The sequence below is a fragment of the Campylobacter sp. BCW_6465 genome (genome assembly GCF_001762815.1).
In the GTDB taxonomy this organism is placed as follows: domain Bacteria; phylum Campylobacterota; class Campylobacteria; order Campylobacterales; family Campylobacteraceae; genus Campylobacter_D; species Campylobacter_D jejuni.
Window position 1 is genome coordinate 1 of record NZ_MJXN01000044.1, and the last position, 2,030, is coordinate 2,030.

6 protein-coding genes are annotated in these 2,030 nt (G+C 30.0%); all 6 read right to left on the minus strand.

Annotated features, from left to right (window positions below; genetic code table 11):
- A partial coding sequence (locus tag AJ886_RS02940) for a phage baseplate assembly protein V (RefSeq protein WP_070287096.1) occupies nucleotides 1–614 on the minus strand: 614 nt, incomplete at its 3' end.
- Nucleotides 614–928, minus strand: a complete 315-nt coding sequence (locus tag AJ886_RS02945; RefSeq protein WP_002784492.1) for a phage holin family protein — start codon at nucleotides 926–928, stop codon at nucleotides 614–616. The genes AJ886_RS02940 and AJ886_RS02945, both read right to left, overlap by 1 nt.
- Nucleotides 929–930: 2 nt before the next feature.
- Entirely contained in the window at nucleotides 931–1,053 is a 123-nt protein-coding gene (locus tag AJ886_RS10735) for a hypothetical protein (protein ID WP_261662421.1), read from the minus strand.
- Nucleotides 1,040–1,288 (minus strand): hypothetical protein, encoded by a 249-nt coding sequence (locus tag AJ886_RS02950; RefSeq protein ID WP_070280988.1) that lies wholly within the window; start codon nucleotides 1,286–1,288, stop codon nucleotides 1,040–1,042. The genes AJ886_RS10735 and AJ886_RS02950 overlap by 14 nt, the downstream gene beginning before the upstream one ends.
- Nucleotides 1,285–1,626, minus strand: coding sequence for a hypothetical protein (locus AJ886_RS02955; RefSeq protein WP_002784498.1), 342 nt, complete (start codon nucleotides 1,624–1,626; stop codon nucleotides 1,285–1,287). Before AJ886_RS02955 ends, AJ886_RS02950 begins: the two co-directional genes overlap by 4 nt.
- A gap of 10 nt (nucleotides 1,627–1,636) precedes the next feature.
- A complete protein-coding gene (locus tag AJ886_RS02960) occupies nucleotides 1,637–2,026 on the minus strand; it encodes a YcbK family protein (RefSeq protein WP_070287097.1) in 390 nt (129 codons plus the stop codon).
- Nucleotides 2,027–2,030 lie beyond the last annotated feature (4 nt).

Genomic DNA, 2,030 nt, shown 5'->3' on the forward strand with positions numbered 1-2,030 from the left:
GCACCACAAGTACAAGAATGGGTATGATTTGTTAAATCACCTTTGCTATCTCTTATATTTCCACTAACTTGTAAATTACCTATTAAGTTTAAATTTCCTTTTATGCTAAAAGTACCACTTGCCCCACCTTCGCCACTTGTAGAAATTGCTCCTGCAATTTGAGTATTACCATTTAAATTAATACTTGGAGCGTTAAGCGTTATGGTATTAGCGTTTGTAGTATGATTTTTAGTATTTAAGGTGTTGTTTTGGTTATGGGTGGTTTTATCTACACAAGTGATATTTATATCTTTAACCACATCAAGTTTTAAAGTGCTACTCTTAGAGTTGTATTCTAAATGTGTTCCATCTTCAAAATCTATATTAAAAGTATTTTCATCTGTGTTTTTTGCTCTATGTTTTTCTTGGTAAAGCCCACGCAAAATAACTCCACTATTTAAATCCCCACGCACAGGTATGACTAATACTTGCTCTCCTATTCTTAAAGGAGAAAAGCTCACTGCATAAGAATTAGCTAGATTTTGAAAAACACTTAAAAAATCCGTTACCATTTCTCCAATAGCAACCTTAGCTTTATTGTCTTTAATGTCGCAAATGATGCCAAGTTCGTTCATTATAGTTTTTCCATTTTTTTATTAATTAACTTTTCTACAAGTTGCTCAATTTTAAGCAATGCATCTGTCCCCATATAAGCTGCAAAACCACCCACTGCAACGCTAAGCTTTATGCCAAAATTAAGATAATTTACAATTTCAAAAACTAGATATGCTACAAACATAGAACCTAGCATGCCTTTTAAAAAGAGTGTAAATTTACCTTTTAAATTAAGAGCTTTGCTTAATTTATTTTTTGTTACAATTCCTACAAGTCCAGCTATAAAGCTTACTATCATTAAAACCATATATACAAATATATCTTCTAATTTCATTGCTAGTTCCTTGTAAAAATTTCAAATAAATATAATAAAGCTAAAGCAAAGCTTGAAAATAAAAGAGCTATAAGAAGATCTTTTGCAATGCTTTTTTGATTTATCATTTTATTATTTTCTTTCATCTTTCTCTCCTGTGCAAAGCTTGGCTATATTTTCAACTTCTAAGTAATACTTAGAGATTTCTTTAGCACTTTCTAAGTCTTGTTTGTCTAAAGGCTTTAAAGGAAGTTTTAAAGGGCATTTAATAGGAACTTTAACTTCTTTGATTTCAGTTTTAATCAAAATATCTTTAGAAGCACAAGCGCTTAAAAAAACAAAAGGTATAATTAATAGGAAAATTCTCATTTTATCATTCACTTTTTTGCTCCTAAAATATTAAATAATTCTTTATAAGCTTTAAGTTCACTCTCACAGCTTTTATCTTTAATAAAAACCTTATCCACTTTTAAAACTTCTTTTAAAGTCTCTTTGGGCTTTAAATCAAGTTTTAATTTATCAATAGCTTTATTTTGCTGGGCTAATTTATCTTTAAAAACATTGATTTCATTGCTAAAATGCAAAGCTTTAAGTTTTAGATTTTCATTTTCTAAAGCTAAAGCATTGTTTTTTAAATATAAAAAACCACAAAGAGCAATTAGAACAAAAAAAGCTATTTTTGAAGGACTTAAAAACCTTGATAAAATAAAACTAAACACAATCTTTTCCTTATGGATAAGTCCATCTTGCTTTTTTGCCTCTAGTGTCTAAATGCACAAACCCAGCATAAGGATCATTAAAATTATGCTTTATGGCAATCCCTAAACCTCTTTCGCCATAGGTGTTTAAAACATATTGATGAACTTCTTCTGTTTTAACTCCTTTAACCACAAAGTCCGCTGCACTTCCTATAGTGTGTTGGCTTTTAGGGGCTCCACCAACATTTGCATTATGCTCTTTGCAGCGATATCCACTATTTATAATAACAGGAGCATTGTAATGTTCTCTGATTTCACAAAGAATGTCTATAAGCTCATCACTTGGTACATTTTGAGGCAATTCACATTTGCCGCATTTACATTTAAATTCGCTTTCTTTAAAATAAGGGTTATTTTTCATTTTC

Coding starts and splice junctions, on each gene's coding strand:
- AJ886_RS02945 (WP_002784492.1), bottom strand. CDS start 928: ATGAAATTAGAAGATATATTTGTATATATGGTTTTAATGATAGTAAGC.
- AJ886_RS02960 (WP_070287097.1), bottom strand. CDS start 2,026: ATGAAAAATAACCCTTATTTTAAAGAAAGCGAATTTAAATGTAAATGC.
- AJ886_RS10735 (WP_261662421.1), bottom strand. CDS start 1,053: ATGAAAGAAAATAATAAAATGATAAATCAAAAAAGCATTGCAAAAGAT.